We start from the raw sequence: 18,179 nt of genomic DNA, 5'->3' as shown, positions 1-18,179 counted from the left end.
ATTGCACCAGAGGCGCCGCACAAGGGCAAAGCAAATTGGCAGAAATCCGGAAGTGCCCGTCCGTTTCGTTGTAGCACTGCAACAGCACCGCAGCCCCTTCGCCCGGCCTGTTTTCCCTGCGCCAAAGAACCGGCGCTTGGATTGCGCTCAAATGCGGGCATGTCCCTCTCGCCCGTCGATCCACTGCTGGCTGCCGCCGATTCCGCATTGCGAACTCTGTTCGCCACCCCTCATGCCCATCGCGCCATGCCTCAAGGTGGACCGGCCAGCCCCTTGACCGATGCGCAGCGGCGCGAAGCCGGCGCGCTGATGCGGGTCAACCATGTCGGAGAAATCTGCGCCCAGGCGCTCTACACCGCCCAGGCCGCCTCCACGCGAGATCCCGTATTGCAAAAAAAGCTGCTTCAAGCCGCCGAGGAAGAGACGGATCACCTCGCCTGGACCCAGGCGCGCATCGAGGCGCTCGGCACGCACCGGTCGCGGCTCAATCCCTTCTGGTATGCCGGCGCCTTCGGCCTGGGGTTGCTGGCCGGTCGTCTGGGCGATCCCTGGAGCCTGGGCTTCGTGGCAGAAACGGAGCGGCAGGTCGAAGCCCACCTGGACGGCCACCTGAGCCGCCTGCCCGAGGGCGATACGGCCTCTCGTGCCGTGGTGGAGCAGATGAAGGCGGACGAGGCCCGGCACGCCGAGTGGGCCGAGCAATCAGGCGCCGCGCTGCTGCCCGGCCCGGCAAAGGCGCTGATGCGGCTGGCGGCCCGTGTCATGACGACGGTGGCGCACCGCATCTGAGCACATGGCGCTCAGAGGTCGATCAGGTCGAAGCTCGTGGTGATCTCCGCCGTCTTGCCCAGCATGATGCTGGCGGAGCAGTAGGTGTCATGGCTCAGGGCGATCGCGCGCTCGACCGCCGCCGCAGGAATGCCCTTGCCCGCCACCGTGAAGTGCATATGGATCTTGGTGAAGACTTTGGGATCCTTGTCGGCCCGCTCGCTGGTGAGCTTGACGCTGCAGCGCTCGACCTGGTGCCGCCCCCGCTTGAGGATCATGACCACGTCGTAGGCGGTGCAGCCGCCCGTGCCGGCGAGCACGGTCTCCATCGGGCGGGGAGCAAGGTTCTGCCCTCCGTTCTCGGGCCGGGCCGCGTCGGGAGCGCCATCCATTGTGAGCACATGCCCACTTCCCGTTTCAGCGACGAAACCCATGGCCGATCGGGTTCCTGTGGCGCCGGTCCAACTGACGGTGCACTCCATTGCAATCGCTCTTTCTTTCTCGAGTTCAGATACGCGGGTGACGGTCAAAAATCACAAAGCCGTCGACTTCGCGCAAAGGTTGTGGGGTAAATCACCATTGCCTTGTTGCATCGCAGCAAGACCTCGCTATACTTTATTTCAACGCGCACCCAGGTGCGCACCGGTTGTCTCCTCCACCCTCTCAATTGGTGGATTTGGCCCCGAGTCGCAAGACTCGGGGCTTTTTTCTTGGCGCCGTGGATCACAACGGCCGGTCTAGCTGCTCTGGCTGCCCTGGCTGCTGCCGGTGTTGCCTCGGCGCAATCGTCGGTGACGCTGTTCGGCGTGGTGGACGCCGGCATCAGCAGCTACTCGAACAAGAGCCAACTGGTCACCGACCCCTTCGTCCTGGCGACCGATCCCCTTGCCTACATCTTCCAGGCGGATTCCGCCAAGAAGAGCTGGACCGGCATGACCGTCGGCAACGAATCGTCCGCCCGTCTCGGCTTTCGTGGCGTGGAAGACCTGGGTGGGGGTCTGGCGGCCAGCTTCTGGCTGGAATCGTCGATCCGCAACGATGACGCGTCGTACGCACTGAACTTCAACCGCCGCGCCACCGTCAGCCTGTCGGGCGCCTTCGGTGAAATCCGCCTGGGCCGCGACTACAAGCCGACGTTCTCCAACAACTCCGTTTTCGATCCGTTCGGCACCGTGGGCGTGGGCACCAACCTCATCCAGAAGGCCGCCGGCGCCGCTCCACTGACGGCAAGCAACTTGGTCGGTTCCGATTGGGCTTTTGAGTCCGACAACGTCCGCGCTTCCAACTCGGTCGGCTACTTCCTGCCCCGGAACTTGGGCGGCTTCTACGGCAACGTGATGTATGCCTTCCACGAGAAGGCCAAGTACAGCGACGGCACGTTCACGCCCGCCAACGGCGACACGCGCTCGGGCCGCTATTGGGGAGGCCGCTTCGGCTACGCCAACGGCCCGCTGGATGTGGCCGTGGCCTATGGTGAACAGAACGTCGAGTCCGACTACTACGATGGTTTCGACCGCACCGTAAAGACCTTCAACGTCGGCGCATCCTACGACTTCGGCGTGCTCAAGCTGGTCGGCGAATACGCCCGCGTCAAATCCGACGGCGAGTACACGAACGTGTCGCCGTTCGAATCGCTGGCTGTCACCAACGGCCGTCTGAACGGCTATCACATCGGCCTGACCGCACCGGTGGGCGCTGGCGTCATCAAGGCGTCCTACGGCCGCGTGACGCTCAAGCCTTCGGTGCATTACTACGGTCTGGCGCCGCTGCCGAGCCTGAAAGACTACTGGGCACAGGCCTTCGGCAACCAGGGCAACCCCAAGGCTGATCAGATCGCCGTGGGCTACGTGCACAACCTGTCCAAGCGCACGGCTCTGTACGGCACCGTGGCCTACATCAAGAACAAGAATGGGGCTGACTATTCCGTGGGCGGCATCGCGCGCGGCAACTGGATCAGCGGCGACTATCGCCCGAAGACCTCCATCGGCTACGACCTGGGCATCCGCCACGCTTTCTGATTCCCGCTGGCTGATGCCAGATCAGGATCGGAGGCCAAGGCCACCTCGCGACAGCGGGGTGGCTTTTTCATTCAAGGACCACTCTTCCTCCCGCGCCGGCTTTGCAGCAGATCCACGTTCATCTCACCGCTCAGGGTCGAGGCGTAGAAGCGCTCGATCATGTTGACGCTGGTGCGCGCGTTGCGCGCCAGGGTGAGCATGTCGATGCCCTGGCCGTACAGCAGGCGCAGCGTGATGGCGGTGTGGCGCAGGCAGTAGAGGGTGCGCGTCTGCCCCAGCGGCCCCGTCTCCAGACCGGTTTGCTGCGGCACCCATTTGAAAAAGAAGTTCAGCACCGCCAGCGCCTGATTGCGGTCCTTGACGCGCGGCAGGAACAGGTAGTCATCGGGCGCAGCCAGGCCTTCGCTGCGCCGCTGCCGGAGCAACGCCTCATAGACGTGCACGGCCGGCCGCAGGCTCACCACGGGCTGGCCGTGCCGCTTCGTTTCCGGCAGCCGCAGGCGCAGGTAAAGCTGACGCCCGCGCACGACGTCGACATGCTTGTGTCGGACGAGCTTGACGTCGCTGGGCCGCACGAAGGTGTTGACCATCCAGCGGATCAGCCACGACATCTCGTCCGGCATGTACAACAGGTCGCGGGCGATCCAGAACCTGTCGCCGGCGTCCAGAGTGCCCAGTATCGGATGCGCTTGTCCGCGCAACGCCCGCGCCGCGGAAGCGAGCTGCCGATATTCCGCTACGCTGAAGCTGCCGCGCGGCCGGCTGCGGACCTTGACCTTGGGCAAGCGCGGCAACTCGTGCAACACGCCGGTGAGCACGCCGTGCATGAGAACCTTGCGCAGCAGCACCACGTATTGCGAGAGGGTCGTGCTCGACAGGCCCTGATCACCCAGCCGGTCGATCAGGCGCTGCCCCGCCGCGGCGTCGACGCGGTGCGCCGGCAGATCGCCCAGCAAAGGCAGGATGTGCGCTCTCAGCCGGTTGTCCATCACCTGCCAACTGCCCCGGGCGATTTCGCCGCGAGCCACTCGCGCACGCTCGGCATCGAGCAACTGGAAAGCGAGGTCTCTGACACAAAGGTCTGACGACGCTTCGCTGCTTGTCAGCTCGCCCGGGAGCCCGACGCTCCCTGGATGTGCTCGCTCGGAAAAAGCCGGATCGTTGGCTGCGGTCACTCTCGTCAGCATGGCGATGACAAAAGTGTCCACGCCGCATGCCGACAGCAAATCGTGTGCCGATTTATCATCACTGGCTCCTCTCAAGACGCTTCCCCCTCCGCCATGCCCTCCCGCCAGGAGCCGGCTCTGACGCCCGCCGACTATCTCAAGAAAATCCTCACCGCCCGCGTCTACGACGTGGCGGTCGAGTCAGCGCTCGAACCGGCGCGTGCGCTCAGCGCGCGCATCGGCAACACCGTCCTGCTCAAGCGCGAGGACCAGCAGCCGGTGTTCAGCTTCAAGCTGCGCGGGGCCTACAACAAGATGGCGCACCTGTCGCCCGAGCAGCTGCAGCGCGGGGTGATCTGCGCCTCGGCCGGCAACCACGCGCAGGGCGTGGCGCTGGGTGCGCGCCGGCTCGACACGCGCGCCGTGATCGTGATGCCGGTGACCACGCCGCAGGTCAAGATCGACGCCGTGCGCGCGCTCGGCGGCGAGGTGCACCTGCACGGCGACAGCTATTCCGACGCCTACCAGCACGCCCTCGAGCTGCAGCGCACGGAGGGCCTGACCTTCGTCCATCCCTTCGACGATCCGGAGGTCATCGCCGGCCAGGGCACGATCGCGATGGAGATCCTGCGCCAGCACCAGGGCCCGCTCGACGCGGTGTTCGTCGCCATCGGGGGCGGCGGGCTGATCTCGGGCGTGGCCAACTACATCAAGGCGGTGCGGCCGGAGATCCGCGTCATCGGCGTGCAGATGAACGACTCGGACGCGATGAGGCAGTCGGTGGCCGGCGGCGAGCGGGTGAACCTGCCGGACGTCGGCCTCTTCGCCGACGGCACGGCCGTGAAGCTGGTGGGTGAGGAGACCTTCCGCATCGCGCGCGAACTGGTGGACGAGTTCGTCGTCGTCGACACCGACGCCGTGTGCGCCGCGATCAAGGACATCTTCATCGACACGCGCAGCATCGTCGAGCCCTCGGGCGCGATGGCGGTGGCGGCGATCAAGCAGTACGCCGAGGCTCGCGGCGCACGGGGCGAGCGCTATGCCGCGATCCTGTGCGGCGCCAACATGAACTTCGACCGCCTGCGCTTCGTGGCCGAGCGGGCCGAGGTGGGCGAGGAGCGCGAGGCCCTCTTCGCCGTCACCATCCCGGAGGAGCGCGGCAGCTTCCGGCGCTTCTGCGAACTGGTGGGCGAGCTGCCCGGCGCCTCGCGCAACGTGACGGAGTTCAACTACCGCATCAGCGATGCCAAGGTGGCGCACGTGTTCGTCGGCCTGACCACCGCCGCCCGCGGCGAGTCGGCGGCCATCGCCGACACCTTCCGCGCCCACGGCTTCGGTGCGCTGGACCTCACGCACGACGAACTGGCCAAGGAGCACGTGCGCTACATGGTCGGCGGCCGCTCGGGCCTGGCGCACGACGAGCGGCTGCTGCAGTTCGTGTTCCCGGAGCGGCCGGGCGCGCTGCTGAAGTTCCTGAGCCTGATGCGGCCGAGCTGGAACATCAGCCTGTTCCACTACCGCAACCAGGGCGCCGACTACGGGCGCATCCTGGTCGGGCTGCAGGTGCCCGAGGCGGACAACGACGCCTTCACGGCCTTCCTGGAGGCGCTCGGCTACCCCTACGTGGACGAGACGGGCAACCCGGCGTACCGGCTGTTCCTGCAGGCCTGAGAGAGAACCGGCTCAGCCCGCCGGCATGGCCGGCGCCGGGCGCGGCGGGCCATTGACGGCGCCGGGCCGCGCCGGCACCTGCAGCGTGAAGGCCGCGGGCGCATCCACGCCGGCGCCGACGCGCACGCCGTGCGCATCCACACCCTGCAGCACGTAGCCCTGCGCCAGCGCGGCGCCCGCCCGGAAGGGGCGCGGCGGCTTGCCATCGACGGCGATCAGCGCGGCGCCGCGGCCGTTGGCATCGGCCACCACGCCCAGCAGCGCGAAGCGGCTGGCGGCATCGGGCACGCGGACGGCCTGCGCCACCGCCGGCTGCGCGCCGAGGGCCCGCGCCACGGCCTGGGTGTCGATGCTCATCGCCGGCGTAGCCGACACCGCAGGCGGGCGGTCGCCATCGGCCGGCGATGCCAGCCGCAGGCCCCAGAACACGAGGCTCGCCGCAGCGGCCGCCCATACCAGCACGGTGGTGGCGGCAGCCGGCCAGCGGGTCGGGGCGTGCGCTTGTGTCATGGGTGCGGATTATGATCCGCCGCTTCCCCGATCCCCCTCTCCCTTCCTGCGATGCGCCAACGTCCGGTTCCCACACTGCAACGCGGCTTCACGCTGATCGAACTGATGGTGGTGCTGGTCATCATCGGCGTGCTGGCGGCGCTGATCGTGCCCAACGTCATCGGCCGCGCCGACGACGCCCGCGTGACCGCCGCGCGCACCGACGTCCACAACCTGATGAACGCGCTGAAGATGTACCGCCTGGACAACCAGCGCTACCCCACGGCCGAGCAGGGGCTGCAGGCGCTGGTGGCGCGGCCGACCGCCAACCCCGTTCCGCCGAACTGGAAGCCGTACGTCGACAAGCTGCCCAACGACCCGTGGGGCCGCCCCTACCAGTACATGAATCCGGGCGTGCAGGGCGAGATCGACGTGCTTTCCCTCGGCGCCGACGGCCAGCCCGGCGGCGAAGGCAACGATGCCGACATCGGTAGCTGGCAATAGCCACAGCGCCACGCGCCCCCCGCGGGGCTTCACCCTCATCGAATTCCTGGTGGTGGTGGCCATCATGGCCTTCGCCATCGCAGGCGTGAGCCTGTCGCTGCGCGACAGCGGGCAGGCCGCCCTGGACCGCGAAGCCGAGCGCCTGGCCGCGCTGCTGGAAGCGGCCCGCGCGCAGTCGCGCGCCAGCGGCGCCACGGTGCGCTGGCGCGTCACCGAGGAAGGCTTCGCCTTCGACGGCCTGCCCCCCGGGGCCCTGCCCAGCCACTGGATGCACGCCGGCGTCGGCGCCCTGCCGCTCGATGCCGCCGGCGTCGCGGTGCCGGTGCTGCAACTGGGTCCGGAGCCGATCATCGCCGCACAGCAGGTGCTGCTGAGCACCGAGGGGCCGCCGGCGCGCCGCCTGCGGGTGGCGACCGACGGCCTGCGGCCCTTCGCCGTCACGAACCTGCCGTGACGACGATGCGCCGCAACGGCTTCACGCTGATCGAGGTGATGGTGGCGCTGGCCATCGTCGCGATCGCGCTGGCCGCCGGCACGCAGGCCGTCAATGCGCTCGGCCGCAACGCGCAGCGGCAGTCCGACATGGTGCTGGCGCAGCTGTGCGCCGAGAACGAACTGGCGAAGGTGCGGCTGGCGTCGCAGATGCCGGCCGTGGGCGACAGCATGCTGGCCTGCACGCAGGCCGGCACGGTCTTCACGGTGGCCGTCACCACCACCTCCACGCTCAACCCCAACTTCCGCCGCGTGGACGTGCAGGTGCGCGACGCCGACCAGTGGCCGGTGCTGCGGTTGTCGACCGTGGTGGGGCGGTTCTGATGCCGCGCCCCGGCCTTCGCGCGCGCGCCGCCGGCTTCACCCTGGTCGAGCTGCTGGTCGCGCTGGCCGTGATGGCGCTGCTGGCGCTGGTGAGCTGGCGCGGGCTGGAGGCGATGGCCCGTGCGCAGGCCGGCCACCGCGAGCGCGACGACGCGGTGCTGGTGCTGCAGACCTCCCTGGCGCAGTGGAACGCCGACCTGGACGCCGCCACGCCGTACGGCGACCTGCCCGCCATGGACTGGAACGGCCAGGTGCTGCGCCTCACCCGCCGCGGCAGCGACGGCGCCGGGCGGCCGGCCGCGCTGGTGGTGGCCTGGACCGCGCGCCCGGGCGCCGGGGGCCTGCGCTGGATGCGCTGGCAGTCGCCGCCGCTGGCCGCGCGCGACCAATGGCAGCAGGCCTGGCAACGGGCCGCCGCCTGGGCGCAGGACGGCGCGCGCGAGGTCGACGCGGCCGCCACCCCGCTGCTGCCGCTGGCCGGCTGGCAGTTGGCGTACTTCCGCGGCGGCAGTTGGAGCGCGGCCGTGCCTGCCGAGTCCCTGGGCCTGAACAACCCGCTGCCCGACGGCGTGCGCCTGCTGCTGGCGCTGCCACCCGGCGCCGGCCTGAGCAGCGCGGTGCAGCGCGACTGGGTGCGGCCCACCTACGCTGCGCCGAAGCAGGGATGAAGCGCATGCACCGGCCCTCTTCTGCCCTGTCCCGGCACCAGCGCGGCGCCGCCCTGCTGCTGGCGATGCTGACCGTGACCCTGGTCGCCACCTTCTCCGCCGCCGCCCTGTGGCAGCAGTGGCGCAGCACCGAGATCGAGGCCGCAGAGCGGGCGCGCCTGCAATCGGCCTGGGTGCTGGTGGGCGCGCTCGACTGGTCGCGCCTGATCCTGCGCGAGGACGGCCGCACCGGCGGCGCCGACCACCTGGCCGAGCCCTGGGCCGTGCCGCTGGCCGAGGCCAAGCTCACCAGCTTCCTCGCGGCCGACAAGAACATCGGCAGCGACGCGCTGGAAGGCCTGCCGGACGCCTTCCTGTCGGGCCGCATCGTGGACGCGCAGTCCAGGCTCAACGTGCGCAACCTGGTGGACGGCGGCCGCGCCGTGCCCCAGGCGGTGGCGGCCTTCCGCAAGCTGTTCGAGCTGCTGGGGCTGCCGCCCTCGCAGGTCGATACGCTGGTGGCCGGGCTGCTGCGGGCCAGCCCGCGCACCGCCACGCCCGCGGGCGCGGAGGCCCAGCCCCCCGCCGGCGGCGAGGACGCGCCGCTGATGCCCCAGCGCGTGCAGGAACTGGTCTGGCTCGGCCTGCCGGCCGCCAGCGTCGCGGCCATCGCGCCTCACGTCACCGTGCTGCCCACCACCGGTGCGAAGCTGAACATCAACACCGCCAGCGCCGAGGCGCTGTTCGCCAGCGTGCCGAAGCTGGACCTGGCCGGCGCGCGCCGCCTGGTGGAGCAGCGCCAGCGCCGCTTCTTCAGGACGCTCGCCGAGGCGAACGAACTCATCCAGTCCAGCGACGCGCAGTTCACCGAGGGCCTGCACGGCGTGGCGACGCAGTACTTCGAGGTGCTGGGCCGGCTGCGGCTGGACCGCACCTGGGTCGAGGAGCGCTCGCTGCTCCTGCGCAACGGCCTGGCGCTGAGCGTGGTGTGGCGCCAGCGTGGTGCAGGCACCACGGACGAACTCACCGGCCCCTGACCCTGTAAGCGCTTGTAGCAAAGTTGAATAAAAATGGCCTCCCCGCCCAGCCGGCGGATGCGGCCAGCTATCAAATCCAGAGCAAAGCGACCCGTGCCGCCCGCCCTTCCCCGACCACTGCAATCCCCCGCCCCGCACCGATGGCCTTGATCCTGGTCCAGCCTCCGCCGCCCACGGCACTGCCCGGCGCCGACTTCGCGTGGGCGGAATGGTCGGCAGACCGCCAGCGGCTGCGCCAGCAGGGCAGCGCCCCGCCGGCCCTGCTGCCGGGCCAGGGCGAGGCGACGGTGATCGTGCCGGCAGCGGCGCTGTCCTGGCATCGCGTGACGCTGCCGCCGGGCAGCCTGGCCAGCGCCGCCCGGCTGCGCAGCGTGCTGGCCGGCCTGCTGGAAGACCGCTTGCTGGACGAGCCCGAGCAACTGCACTTCGCCCTGGAGCCCGGCGCCCGCGCCGGCGAGCCGGCCTGGGTCGCCATCTGCCAGCGCGCCTGGCTGCGCGCGGTGGTGCAGGCGCTGGAAGGTGCCGGGCGCCGCATCGGCCGGCTGGTGCCCGAGTTCGCGCCGCGCCCCGCCGACGCGCCGCCGCTGCTCTTCGCCACCGGCGAGCCCGGCCATGCGCACCTGACGGTGTGCGACGGCAACGGCGTGCTCAGCCTGCCGCTGGACGGCGCCGCCGTCGCGCTGGCCGGCCCGCTGCCGCCCGATGCCGAGGCCGGCGCCGAACCGGCGGTGGCGGAACTGGCCGAGGCGCTGATGGGCCGCCCGGTGCGCCTGCTGCCCGCGCCGCAGCGCTGGCTGGAAGCGACGGAACTGCCCTGGGATCTGGCGCAGTTCGAGTTCGCCATGACGGGCCGCGCGCGGGCCGGCAAGCAACTGGCCGCCACGGCCGATGCGCTGTGGCGCGCGCCACGCTGGCGTGCCGCCCGCTGGGGCGCGGGCCTGCTGGTGGCAGCGCAACTGGTCGGCGTCAACGCCTGGGCCTGGAAGGAACGCCACGCCCTGGAAGCCAAGCGCCGCGCGGTCGATCAGGTGCTGGTGCAGACCTTCCCCTCGGTGAAGCTGGTGATCGACGCGCCGGCGCAGATGGCGCGCGAGGTCGCCGCCCTGCAGCAGGCCACCGGCGGCCTGACGGCGGGCGACCTGGAACCCATGCTGGCCGCTCTGGCCGCCAGCCTGCCGGCAGGCAGCCTGCCCACCGCCATCGACTATGCCGGCGGCCAGTTGCGCCTGCGCGGCCTCGACCTGCCCCCGAGCGCGCAGAACACCCTGGCCGGCGCCCTCGCCAGCCGCGGCTACCACGCGCGCAGCGAAGGGGGCCTGCTGCTGGTGCAGGCGGAGGCCGCCCGATGACGCCGCAGGCAAGCCGGCACTGGCGGACCTGGTGGGCCGCCCTGGCGCCGCGCGAGCAGCGGCTGGTGGCCGGCGCCGCCGCGCTGGTCGTGCTGGCCCTGCTGTGGTGGGTCGCCCTGGCGCCGGCGCTGCGCACGCTCGCGGCCGCACCGCAGGCCCATGCGCGGCTGGACGCCCAGTGGCAGCAGATGGCGGCGCTGCAGGCCCAGGCCCGCGCCCTGCAGGCCCAGCCCAAGGCCGGCCGCGACGACGCCCTGCGTGCCCTGGAAGCGTCGGTGCGCGACAGCCTGGGCGCCGACGCGCGGGTGCAGGCGGCCGGCGGCGGCGAGGCGGTGGGCATCGTGCTGCGCGGCGTGCCGGCCGAGGCGCTGGCCGACTGGCTGGCGCAGGCGCGCAGCAACGCCCGCGCCGTGCCGCGCGAGGTGCATCTCACGCGCAGCGCGGCGACCGGCGCCGACGCTGCCGCCGCCAAGGCGCCCGGCACGCCCGCCGCCGTGCGCTGGGACGGCACGCTGGTCATGAACCTGCCCAACCGCTGAAGCACATGGCCCGCCGCGACGCGCTGCTCCCCGTCTCGCACGCCGCCGGCTGGCGCTGGGCGCTGCTGGGCGGCCTGCTGGGCGTGCTGGCGGCGCTGGCCGTCTGGGCGCCGGCGCGCTGGCTGGCCGGCGCACTGGAAGGCTGGAGCGGCGGGCACCTGCGCCTGGTGCAGGCGCGCGGCACCGTGTGGAACGGCAGCGCCGGGGTGGTGCTGGCCAGCGGCGCCGGCGGTGCCGACCCGGTCTCGCTGCCGGGCCGGCTGGCCTGGCGGCTGCGCCCGGCGCTGGACGGCGTGCGCGGCCGGCTCGACCTGCCCTGCTGCACGCCGCAGGGCCTGGGCTTCCGCGCCCAGGTGGCCGGCGCAGCCGGCGCCGGCTGGCGCCTGGCCTGGCAGGACGCGCCGTCGCGCTGGCCGGCCGCCATGCTGTCCGGCCTGGGCGCGCCCTGGAACACGCTGCGCCCGGAAGGCACGCTGGACCTGCGCACGCGCGGCTTCTCGCTGCGCTGGCGCGACGGCCGGCTGGACTTCGACGGCGCGGCGACGGTCGACGCGGTGGACATCTCCTCCAGCCTGTCGACGCTGCGCCCGATGGGCAGCTACCGCGTGGCGCTGGAGGGCGGCCCCGCCGCCAGCCTGCTGCTGACCACCACCGAGGGCAGCCTGCAACTGGCCGGCAGCGGCCGCTGGACGGGCCGCGCCATGCGCTTCAGCGGCGAAGCCGCGGCCGCCCCCGGCAGCGAGGACGCGCTGTCGAACCTGCTGAACATCATCGGCCGCCGGGAAGGCGCCCGATCCATCATTTCCCTGGGCTGACCCATGACCCTTCCTTCCCTTGACCGCCTGCGGCCGGCCGTGCTGGCCGCATCGATCCACCTGGCGCTGCTGGCGGCCTTCCCCGCCGTCGCGCTGGCGCAGGCCGGCCAGGCAGCAGAACAGCCGGTGCGCCGCGGCGAACCGATCACGCTGAACTTCACCAACGCCGAGATCGAGGCGGTGGCCCGCACCATGGCCGTGATCACCGGCCGCGACGTGGTGGTGGACCCGCGAGTGAAGGGCACGATGAACCTGCACACCGAGCGGCCGGTGCCGCCGGCCGCCGCGTTCGACCAGTTCTCGGCGGCGCTGCGGCTGCAGGGCTTCGCCATCGTGCAGGCCGATGGCCTCTACAAGGTGGTGCCGGAGGCCGAGGCCAAGCTGCAGACGGGCACCGTCGCCACCTCCGTGGGCGCGTCCGGCGGCGCGGGCGACAACCAGATCGTCACGCAGGTGTTCCGCCTGCACCACGAGTCCGCGGCCAACCTGCTGCCGGTGCTGCGTCCGCTGATCCCGCCCAACAACACGATCAACGTCAACCCCGGCAACAACTCGCTGGTCATCACCGACTACGCCGGCAACCTGCGGCGGCTGGCGCGCATCGTCGCCGCGCTGGACGTGCCCAACGCCTCGGACATCGAGGTCATCCCGCTGCGCCACTCCGTCGCCACCGACATGCTGCCGCTGGTGCAGCGGCTGGTGGACGGCGGCAGCGGCACCGGCCCGGCGGGCGCCGTGCCGGCCGCCGCGGGCGGCGGGGCCGACACGTCCTTCCGCACCGCGCTGCTGGCCGACCCGCGCAGCAACGCGATCATCGTGCGCGCCGCCAACCCGGCGCGGGTGCAGCTCATCCGCACGCTGGTCGACAAGCTGGACCGCCCGCCGATGGACACCGGCAACGGCGCCGCCGGCAACATCTACGTGGTCTACCTGAAGAACGCCGACGCGGTGCGGCTGGCGACCACGCTGCGCGCGGCCATCGCCAGCGGGCAGATCTCGGCCACCGGCCAGCCCGTGGCCGCGGGCGGCGGCGGCGCCGCCAACCCGGCGGCGCCCATGCTCAACACGATGGCGCAACTGGGCGCGCAAGGCAGCAACGGCATGGGCGCCAGCAGCGCCGCCACGGCGCCGGTGAACAACGCCAACCAGCCCTCCACCGGCGGGCAGATCCAGGCCGACCCGTCGACCAACTCGCTGATCATCACCGCGCCGGAGCCGCAGTACCGGCAGATCCGCGCCGTCATCGACCGGCTCGACAGCCGCCGCGCGCAGGTGCTGATCGAGAGCCTGATCGTGGAGGTCAACGCCGAGCGGGCGGCCGAGTTCGGCGTGCAGTGGCAAAGCGCGCTGGGCAACAGCGGCGACCGCAACGTCGGCGTGATCGGCACCAACTCCAGCCTGGCCGGCGCCAACATCATCGACCTGGCGGTGGGCCTGGCGACCGGGAATCCGACGACGCGGCCCTCGTCGGGCTTCAACTTCGGCATCGGCCACCGCATCGGCGGGCAGTACGTGCTGGGGCTGGTGGCGCGCTTCCTCTCGGCCAACGGCGAGGGCAACGTGCTCTCGACCCCCAACCTGCTGACGCTGGACAACGAGGAGGCCAAGATCGTCGTCGGCCAGAACGTGCCCTTCGTCACCGGCCAGTTCACCAACACCGGCAGCGCGACCACGCAGGTCAATCCCTTCCAGACCATCGAGCGCAAGGACGTCGGCCTGACGCTGCGCGTGCGCCCGCAGATCAGCGAGACGGGCACGGTGAAGATGACGATCTTCCAGGAGGTCTCGGCCGTGCTGGCGGGCACCGAGAACGCGCCCAACGGACCCACCACCACCAAGCGCGCCATCGAGTCCAGCGTGCTGGTGGACGACGGCAGCATCATCGTGCTGGGCGGCCTGCTGTCGGACGAGTATTCCGCCAACCAGGAGAAGGTGCCCGGCCTGGGCGACGTGCCGGTGCTGGGCAACCTGTTCAAGAGCGAGGTGCGCAGCCGCCGCAAGACCAACCTGATGGTGTTCCTGCGGCCCACCATCGTGCGCGACCAGCTCTCGGGCGACGCCGTCACCGCCGACCGCTACGAGCAGCTGCGCGCCCTGCAGCAGGCCAGCCAGCCGGCCACCGACAACCCGATGCTCAACGCCGTGCGTTCGTCGGCGGTCCTGCCGCCGCTGCCCGAGCTGGGCGCCCGGGAGGGCGACCCCTCGCGCCGCGTCGAGGGCACGCGCCTGATCCCGCCGCCGCTGCCGCCGGCCGCGCGCCCGGCGCCGCCGAGCGACTGGGACCCGATGCGCGGCGCGCCGCCGCCCACCGCCGATCCGGCCACGCAACAGCGCATGCCATGAGCCCCCGCCCGGCCGTTCCGAAGGGGGCTCGCGCCGCAGCGCGCCAGCGCGGAGGCATCCAATGACCTCGCCGGCTGCTGCCCGCTACCCGCTGCCCTACGCCTTCGCACGCAGCCAGCAACTGCTGCTGGAGTGCGGCGACGACGGCGCCTGCACGCTGTGGATGCCGGTGGGCGCCTCGCGCAGCGCCGTGGGCGAGGTGCTGCGCAAGCACGCCGTCGCCGGCTTCCAGACGCTGCCGGCCGACCAGCTCGCGCAGCGCATCAGCGCGGCCTACGCGCAGGGCGAATCCAGCGCCGCCGCGGTGGTCAGCGAGGTGCAGAGCGACGCCGACCTCACGCGCATGATGCAGGAGTTGCCGGCGGTCGAGGACCTGCTGGAGTCGGCCGGCGACGCGCCCATCATCCGCATGCTCAACGCGCTGCTGACGCAGGCCGCGCGCGACGGCGCCAGCGACATCCACATCGAGCCCTACGAGCGCCACTCCTCGGTGCGCTTCCGCATCGACGGCACGCTGCGCGAGGTGGTGCAGCCCAACCGCGCGCTGCACGCGGCGCTGATCTCGCGGCTGAAGATCATGGCCGACCTGGACATCGCCGAGAAGCGCCTGCCGCAGGACGGCCGCATCTCGCTGCGCATCGGCACGCGGGCGGTGGACGTGCGCGTGTCCACCCTGCCCTCGGCGCACGGCGAGCGCGCGGTGCTGCGTCTCCTGGACAAGTCCGAGAGCCGGCTCACGCTGGAGGCGGTGGGCATGCAGGGCGCGCAGCTCGCGCGCTTCCGCGGGCTGATCACGCAGCCGCACGGCATCATCCTCGTGACGGGGCCGACCGGCTCGGGCAAGACCACCACCCTCTACGCGGCGCTCGGCGAACTCGACGCCAGCCGCAGCAACATCATGACGGTGGAGGACCCGATCGAGTACGAGCTGCCCGGCATCGGCCAGACGCAAGTCAACGCCCGCATCGAGCTGACCTTCGCCAAGGCCCTGCGCGCGATCCTGCGGCAGGACCCGGACGTCATCATGATCGGCGAGATCCGCGACTACGAGACGGCGCAGATCGCCATCCAGGCCTCGCTCACCGGCCACCTGGTGCTGGCCACGCTGCACACCAACGACGCGGTGAGCGCCGTCACCCGCCTCACGGACATGGGCGTGGAGCCCTTCCTGCTGTCCAGTTCGCTGCTGGGCGTGCTGGCCCAGCGGCTGGTGCGCCGGCTGTGCACCGCCTGCGCGGTGGACGGCCCCTCCGGCCGCGAGCCGGTCGGCTGCGAGGCCTGCGGTCACACCGGCTACCAGGGCCGCACCGGCATCTTCGAGATGCTGGTGGCCGACGACGCCGTGCGCGCGCTGGTGCACGGCCGCGCGGCCGAGAGCGAGCTGCTCGCCGCCGCCGAGCGCGGCGGCCTGCAGTCGATGCGGCAGGACGGCGAGCGGCTGGTGGCCGCCGGCGTCACCTCGCGCGCCGAGTTGCTGCGCGTGACACGCGAATGAGCGCCGCCCGGCCGCTGCGAAGGCGCCCGCCCCCGCCGTCCGCAGGACGGAGGGTCGCCGAATGAGCTTCGCGCCGCAGGCCCGCCCGGCCACAATCACCGCCATGCCCGCCTGCACCCGCAGCACCCTCGCGATGGCCGCCCTGTGCCTGGCCGGCGGCGTGCATGCCCAGGGCTACGCCGACTACCACGGCCACTGGCAGGGCACGCTGGAGTTCTTCCTGCTCGACGCCAGCGGCTTCCATGTCGCCCGCCGCAGCGCCTCGGGCGTGGAGCTGTCCATCGGCCCCGACGGCGCCGTGGCCGGCCGCCTGGCCGACGCCCGCTGCCTGCTGGCCGGCAGCGCGAGCGACTTCCGCAACGGCGCGCACGCCACCGTGCAGCTCAGCCTGCAGGCCTGCCGCGACGCGCGGCTGGACGGCCCCTACGAAGGCCGGCTGCTCACCAGCCTGGCCCTCGGCCACGCCTCGCTGCGCATGCGCAGCACCCGCAGCTTCGAGCGCGAGGACGTCGAGGTCAGCGGCATCCTGCGGCGCTGAGCGCCGCATCCCCCTTCGCCCGACACCATGCCCGCCTACGCCTTCGAAGCCATCGACCAGGAAGGACGCTCGCGCACCGGCGTGCTGGAGGCCGACACCGCCCGCAGCGCCCGCAGCCTGCTGCGCGCGCAGGCGCTGATCCCGCTCGCCGTCGACCTGGTCGGGCAGGCCGAGGGCGAGGACGGCGTCCCGCAGGGCGGCTGGCTCGCCCGCCTGGGCCAGCGCCGCGTGTTCGATTCGACCACCCTCGCCGTCTGGACGCGCCAGCTCGCGGGCCTGGTCGGCTCGGGCCTGCCGCTGGAGCGCGCCCTGACGGCCCTGACCGACGAGGCCGAGAACGAGCCGCAGCGCCGGCTGGTGGCGGCACTGCGCGCCGAGGTCAACGCCGGCTCCGGCTTCGCGCGCGCGCTGGGCCGGCACCCGCGCGAGTTCTCGCCCATCTACACCGCCGTGATCGGCGCCGGCGAGCAGGGCGGCCACCTCGGCCTGGTGCTCGAACGCCTGGCCGACGACCTGGAGCAGCGCCAGGCGCTGCGGCAGAAGCTGATCGGCGCGACGATGTACCCGGCCATCGTCACCGTGATCGCCATCGTCATCGTGATCTTCCTGGTGAGCTACGTGGTGCCGCAGGTGGCCGCGGTGTTCGCCGGCACCAAGCGCGCCCTGCCGCTGCTGACCACCATCATGCTCGCCATCAGCGACGTGGTGCGCCACCACGGCTGGCTGATGCTGGGCGCGCTGGCCACCGTGGTGGTGGCCGTGCGGGTGATGCTGCTGCGGCCCGCCGTGCGCGAGAAGTTCGATGCCGCCTGGCTCAGGCTGCCGCTGGTCGGCCGCCTGGCGCGCGGCTACAACGCGGCCCGCTTCGCCGGCACGCTGGCCATGCTGACGGGCGCCGGCGTGCCCATCCTGCGCGCGCTGCAGGCGGCGGCCGAGACGCTGGGCAACCGCGCCATGCGCGCCGACGCGATGGATGCGCTGGTGCTGGTGCGCGAGGGCGCGCCGCTGGCCTCGGCGCTGACGCAGAAGAAGCGCTTCCCCGGCATCGTCGCCATGTTCGCGCGGCTGGGCGAGCAGACCGGCCAGTTGCCCGCGATGCTGCAGCGCGCCGCGCAGCAACTCGGCGCCGAGGTGCAGCGCCGCGCCATGCACCTGGCGACCATCCTGGAGCCGCTGCTGATCGTGGCGATGGGCGCCATCGTGATGATGATCGTGCTGGCGGTGCTGCTGCCGATCATCCAGCTCAACCAGTTCGTGAAATAGCTCCTCCTCAAAGGAGGAGAGAGGAGCGCGGACGCTTACCAGTCGATTTCTTCGTGCGATATGGTTGCAAGTAGAACCATAAGCATTCAGGGAGAAGTCGATGAAGAACCGTCCAAGACAGCGGCGGAGAGCCGCGCTCGCGGCAATGGCCGTCATCTGCGCAGGCGCCTGGCACGGCGCCGCGGTGGGCGACGAACAGGTGTGCGTGTCGTGGGTTCGCGGCGACAGGATGGCCCCCCTAGCGGCCGGTCCAGTGATCTACAACGCGTTCGCAGACTGGGGCAAGGGCTACCTCGAGTTCAACCTTGAGAGAGAACCCACAGCCTGGGACTTCCATTCTTGCGGTTTGAACGTAAAAACGGACCTCCAACTGGGCCCGTTCACAACGCGCGATGCCTTGTTCGAGGTCGTGTCCCAATTCGTGGTGTAAGTCCACAGCCCGGACGAGGCTGAGATGCACGGTACTCAGCGAGCCACAGCGGACAGCCGAGTGGGCGCAGTGTCGCTCAGGGTCTGCAGGCCTTCAAGTTGCATGTAGCGCCGGTTGAGCGACCACTCGTCGTTCTGCTCCAGCATCATGGCGCCGACCAGGCGCACGATGGACGCATCGTTGGGGAAGATGCCCACGACGTTGGTGCGTCGCTTGATCTCCGCGTTCAGCCGCTCCAGCGGGTTGGTGCTGTAGATCTGCGCCCAGTGCGCTCGCGGGAAGGTCATGAAG

The 18,179-nt window shown here is 71.5% G+C and carries 20 protein-coding genes; 16 read left to right on the top strand and 4 right to left on the bottom strand.

The features are described from left to right. The first annotated feature begins 159 nt into the window (after nucleotides 1-159). Nucleotides 160-789 (top strand): 2-polyprenyl-3-methyl-6-methoxy-1,4-benzoquinone monooxygenase, encoded by a 630-nt coding sequence (gene coq7, locus Q392_RS12590; RefSeq protein WP_038207490.1) that lies wholly within the window; start codon nucleotides 160-162, stop codon nucleotides 787-789. 11 nt (nucleotides 790-800) lie between these two features. Here coq7 and Q392_RS12585 read toward each other — a convergent pair whose 3' ends face one another. Further along, on the bottom strand, nucleotides 801-1,250 hold the full coding sequence (locus Q392_RS12585; RefSeq protein WP_038207489.1) for an OsmC family protein: 450 nt from the start codon (nucleotides 1,248-1,250) through the stop codon (nucleotides 801-803). Between the two features lie 228 nt (nucleotides 1,251-1,478). Between Q392_RS12585 and Q392_RS12580 the strand changes: the two genes are divergently transcribed. After that, nucleotides 1,479-2,786, top strand: a complete 1,308-nt coding sequence (locus tag Q392_RS12580; protein ID WP_245610707.1) for a porin — start codon at nucleotides 1,479-1,481, stop codon at nucleotides 2,784-2,786. Between the two features lie 71 nt (nucleotides 2,787-2,857). On the opposite strand, the gene Q392_RS12575 is transcribed toward Q392_RS12580, so the two are convergent. After that, nucleotides 2,858-3,994: a site-specific integrase gene (locus tag Q392_RS12575; RefSeq protein WP_038207732.1), complete on the bottom strand. Its 1,137-nt coding sequence runs from the start codon at nucleotides 3,992-3,994 to the stop codon at nucleotides 2,858-2,860. Between the two features lie 72 nt (nucleotides 3,995-4,066). Here Q392_RS12575 and ilvA point away from each other — a divergent pair, with 72 nt between their 5' ends. After that, nucleotides 4,067-5,623 carry a threonine ammonia-lyase, biosynthetic gene (ilvA, locus tag Q392_RS12570; protein WP_038207487.1) on the top strand — a complete coding sequence of 519 codons (1,557 nt, stop codon included), beginning with the start codon at nucleotides 4,067-4,069 and terminating at the stop codon, nucleotides 5,621-5,623. 12 nt (nucleotides 5,624-5,635) lie between these two features. On the opposite strand, the gene Q392_RS12565 is transcribed toward ilvA, so the two are convergent. Further along, nucleotides 5,636-6,133: a type II secretion system protein N gene (locus tag Q392_RS12565; protein WP_051953383.1), complete on the bottom strand. Its 498-nt coding sequence runs from the start codon at nucleotides 6,131-6,133 to the stop codon at nucleotides 5,636-5,638. Nucleotides 6,134-6,184: 51 nt separating this feature from the next. Here Q392_RS12565 and gspG point away from each other — a divergent pair, with 51 nt between their 5' ends. The 13 genes from gspG (at nucleotide 6,185) to Q392_RS12500 (ending at nucleotide 17,888) form a co-directional block, all read left to right on the top strand. Next, entirely contained in the window at nucleotides 6,185-6,616 is a 432-nt protein-coding gene (gene gspG, locus Q392_RS12560; protein WP_038207485.1) for a type II secretion system major pseudopilin GspG, read from the top strand. Beyond that, nucleotides 6,591-7,070, top strand: a complete 480-nt coding sequence (locus Q392_RS12555) for a prepilin-type N-terminal cleavage/methylation domain-containing protein (RefSeq protein ID WP_038207483.1) — start codon at nucleotides 6,591-6,593, stop codon at nucleotides 7,068-7,070. The genes gspG and Q392_RS12555 overlap by 26 nt, the downstream gene beginning before the upstream one ends. Nucleotides 7,071-7,075: 5 nt before the next feature. Next, on the top strand, nucleotides 7,076-7,432 hold the full coding sequence (gene gspI / locus Q392_RS12550) for a type II secretion system minor pseudopilin GspI (RefSeq protein WP_038207726.1): 357 nt from the start codon (nucleotides 7,076-7,078) through the stop codon (nucleotides 7,430-7,432). Further along, nucleotides 7,432-8,100, top strand: a complete 669-nt coding sequence (locus Q392_RS12545; RefSeq protein WP_038207477.1) for a PulJ/GspJ family protein — start codon at nucleotides 7,432-7,434, stop codon at nucleotides 8,098-8,100. Before gspI ends, Q392_RS12545 begins: the two co-directional genes overlap by 1 nt. Next, nucleotides 8,097-9,116 (top strand): type II secretion system minor pseudopilin GspK, encoded by a 1,020-nt coding sequence (gene gspK, locus Q392_RS12540; protein WP_399683819.1) that lies wholly within the window; start codon nucleotides 8,097-8,099, stop codon nucleotides 9,114-9,116. The genes Q392_RS12545 and gspK overlap by 4 nt, the downstream gene beginning before the upstream one ends. A gap of 140 nt (nucleotides 9,117-9,256) precedes the next feature. Further along, nucleotides 9,257-10,465: a type II secretion system protein GspL gene (gspL, locus tag Q392_RS12535; RefSeq protein WP_038207475.1), complete on the top strand. Its 1,209-nt coding sequence runs from the start codon at nucleotides 9,257-9,259 to the stop codon at nucleotides 10,463-10,465. After that, nucleotides 10,462-11,004, top strand: coding sequence for a type II secretion system protein GspM (gene gspM, locus Q392_RS12530; protein ID WP_038207473.1), 543 nt, complete (start codon nucleotides 10,462-10,464; stop codon nucleotides 11,002-11,004). The genes gspL and gspM overlap by 4 nt, the downstream gene beginning before the upstream one ends. A gap of 5 nt (nucleotides 11,005-11,009) precedes the next feature. Continuing rightward, a complete protein-coding gene (gene gspN, locus Q392_RS12525; protein WP_038207471.1) occupies nucleotides 11,010-11,819 on the top strand; it encodes a type II secretion system protein N in 810 nt (269 codons plus the stop codon). Nucleotides 11,820-11,822: 3 nt separating this feature from the next. Further along, a complete protein-coding gene (gene gspD, locus Q392_RS12520; RefSeq protein ID WP_038207468.1) occupies nucleotides 11,823-14,162 on the top strand; it encodes a type II secretion system secretin GspD in 2,340 nt (779 codons plus the stop codon). A 61-nt stretch (nucleotides 14,163-14,223) separates the two neighbouring features. Next, nucleotides 14,224-15,657, top strand: coding sequence for a type II secretion system ATPase GspE (gene gspE, locus Q392_RS12515; protein ID WP_038207465.1), 1,434 nt, complete (start codon nucleotides 14,224-14,226; stop codon nucleotides 15,655-15,657). Between the two features lie 103 nt (nucleotides 15,658-15,760). Then, nucleotides 15,761-16,195, top strand: a complete 435-nt coding sequence (locus Q392_RS12510; RefSeq protein ID WP_157007972.1) for a hypothetical protein — start codon at nucleotides 15,761-15,763, stop codon at nucleotides 16,193-16,195. 27 nt (nucleotides 16,196-16,222) lie between these two features. Next, nucleotides 16,223-17,458 (top strand): type II secretion system inner membrane protein GspF, encoded by a 1,236-nt coding sequence (gspF, locus tag Q392_RS12505; RefSeq protein ID WP_038207459.1) that lies wholly within the window; start codon nucleotides 16,223-16,225, stop codon nucleotides 17,456-17,458. 100 nt (nucleotides 17,459-17,558) lie between these two features. After that, the gene (locus tag Q392_RS12500; RefSeq protein ID WP_157007970.1) at nucleotides 17,559-17,888 is read left to right on the top strand and encodes a hypothetical protein; all 330 of its coding nucleotides are present in this window, start codon (nucleotides 17,559-17,561) and stop codon (nucleotides 17,886-17,888) included. 35 nt (nucleotides 17,889-17,923) lie between these two features. Here Q392_RS12500 and Q392_RS12495 read toward each other — a convergent pair. Continuing rightward, nucleotides 17,924-18,179 (bottom strand): transposase (locus tag Q392_RS12495; protein ID WP_038207453.1); only part of this gene is annotated, 256 nt, incomplete at its 5' end.

It is taken from the genome of Xenophilus azovorans DSM 13620, from assembly GCF_000745855.1.
GTDB lineage: Bacteria > Pseudomonadota > Gammaproteobacteria > Burkholderiales > Burkholderiaceae_C > Xenophilus > Xenophilus azovorans.
The sequence above is the reverse complement of the archived record's forward strand: the minus strand, read 5'-3'. Positions and strand labels throughout refer to the sequence as shown.

Bases quoted from the DNA above. Each gene is read 5' to 3' on its own strand.
- Q392_RS12565 (WP_051953383.1), bottom strand. From the start codon at position 6,133: ATGACACAAGCGCACGCCCCGACCCGCTGGCCGGCTGCCGCCACCACC.
- Q392_RS12585 (WP_038207489.1), bottom strand. From the start codon at position 1,250: ATGGAGTGCACCGTCAGTTGGACCGGCGCCACAGGAACCCGATCGGCC.
- Q392_RS12545 (WP_038207477.1), top strand. From the start codon at position 7,432: ATGCCGCGCCCCGGCCTTCGCGCGCGCGCCGCCGGCTTCACCCTGGTC.
- gspD (WP_038207468.1), top strand. From the start codon at position 11,823: ATGACCCTTCCTTCCCTTGACCGCCTGCGGCCGGCCGTGCTGGCCGCA.
- Q392_RS12555 (WP_038207483.1), top strand. From the start codon at position 6,591: ATGCCGACATCGGTAGCTGGCAATAGCCACAGCGCCACGCGCCCCCCG.
- coq7 (WP_038207490.1), top strand. From the start codon at position 160: ATGTCCCTCTCGCCCGTCGATCCACTGCTGGCTGCCGCCGATTCCGCA.
- gspK (WP_399683819.1), top strand. From the start codon at position 8,097: ATGAAGCGCATGCACCGGCCCTCTTCTGCCCTGTCCCGGCACCAGCGC.
- gspE (WP_038207465.1), top strand. From the start codon at position 14,224: ATGACCTCGCCGGCTGCTGCCCGCTACCCGCTGCCCTACGCCTTCGCA.
- gspL (WP_038207475.1), top strand. From the start codon at position 9,257: ATGGCCTTGATCCTGGTCCAGCCTCCGCCGCCCACGGCACTGCCCGGC.
- Q392_RS12500 (WP_157007970.1), top strand. From the start codon at position 17,559: ATGAAGAACCGTCCAAGACAGCGGCGGAGAGCCGCGCTCGCGGCAATG.
- gspN (WP_038207471.1), top strand. From the start codon at position 11,010: ATGGCCCGCCGCGACGCGCTGCTCCCCGTCTCGCACGCCGCCGGCTGG.
- gspF (WP_038207459.1), top strand. From the start codon at position 16,223: ATGCCCGCCTACGCCTTCGAAGCCATCGACCAGGAAGGACGCTCGCGC.
- gspI (WP_038207726.1), top strand. From the start codon at position 7,076: ATGCGCCGCAACGGCTTCACGCTGATCGAGGTGATGGTGGCGCTGGCC.
- ilvA (WP_038207487.1), top strand. From the start codon at position 4,067: ATGCCCTCCCGCCAGGAGCCGGCTCTGACGCCCGCCGACTATCTCAAG.
- Q392_RS12510 (WP_157007972.1), top strand. From the start codon at position 15,761: ATGCCCGCCTGCACCCGCAGCACCCTCGCGATGGCCGCCCTGTGCCTG.
- gspM (WP_038207473.1), top strand. From the start codon at position 10,462: ATGACGCCGCAGGCAAGCCGGCACTGGCGGACCTGGTGGGCCGCCCTG.
- gspG (WP_038207485.1), top strand. From the start codon at position 6,185: ATGCGCCAACGTCCGGTTCCCACACTGCAACGCGGCTTCACGCTGATC.